The organism is Amycolatopsis sp. cmx-4-61 (genome assembly GCF_046548775.1).
Taxonomy (GTDB): Bacteria; Actinomycetota; Actinomycetes; order Mycobacteriales; family Pseudonocardiaceae; genus Amycolatopsis.
Map to the genome: position 1 here is coordinate 1 of NZ_JAEBEI010000066.1, position 946 is coordinate 946.

The following is a 946-nucleotide window of genomic DNA, read 5'->3' on the forward strand; positions in this document are numbered from 1 at the left end:
CTAGGGCCTGTCCTCAAAGCTGGTGCGGGTGATCTGCTTTGATCTTCGGTCGTGGTGCGTAGGCATGAGCTGACCGACGAGCAGTGGCAGGTCATCGAGCCGTTGCTGCCGGTGTCGGGGGCGAAGGGGCGTCCGCGGGTGGATGACCGGCGGGTGATCAACGGGATGTTGTTCAAGGCCAAGACCGGAGTTGCGTGGCGGGACTTGCCGGAGCGGTATGGGCCGTGGAAGACGGTCTACAACCGGTTCTGGCGCTGGTCCCGGACCGGCACTCTGTCTGCGCTGGTGGCGAAGGTGCAGGTGCTGGCCGAGGCGATCGACGAACTCGACCGGGAAGTGTCGGTGGATTCCAGCATCGTGCGGGCGCATCAGCACGCCGCCGGTGCTCGCCGTGTCCCGGTGTCTCACACAGGGGGCGAGCGGATCCTGCGGCGGGCACAGCGAGCCAGGTGATCATGCCATCGGCCGGTCCCGTGGCGGACTCACCACCAAGATTCATCTGGCCTGTGACGGCCACGGACGGCCGCTGTCGGTCGTGCTGACCGGCGGCAACGTCAACGACTGCACCCAGTTCACCACGGTCATGGCCGGGATCGAATTCCGCCGGCCGGGTCCGGGCCGTCCGCCGACGCGGCCGAGCCGGGTGCTGGCGGACAAGGGTTACTCCAGCCGCGCCATCCGCTCCTATCTGCGTCGGCGTCGCATCCCGGCGACGATTCCCGAACGCCGGGACCAACGAGCCAACCGGCTGCGCCGTGGTCGAGCCGGTGGCCGCCCACCGGCCTTCGACCGTGTCGCCTACCGGCGCCGCAACATCGTCGAACGCTGCTTCAACCGCCTCAAACAGTTCCGTGCCATCGCCACCCGTTTCGACAAGACCGCTACCTCCTACCGAGGGTTGATCGACCTGGCCACCCTGCTCCTCTGGCTTTGAGGACACGCCCTA

The 946-nt window shown here is 67.4% G+C and carries 1 pseudogene; it reads left to right on the forward strand.

The features are described from left to right. Window positions 1–54 precede the first annotated feature (54 nt). Window positions 55–934 (forward strand): annotated as a pseudogene (locus ACLJOU_RS46925) (IS5 family transposase). Window positions 935–946 lie beyond the last annotated feature (12 nt).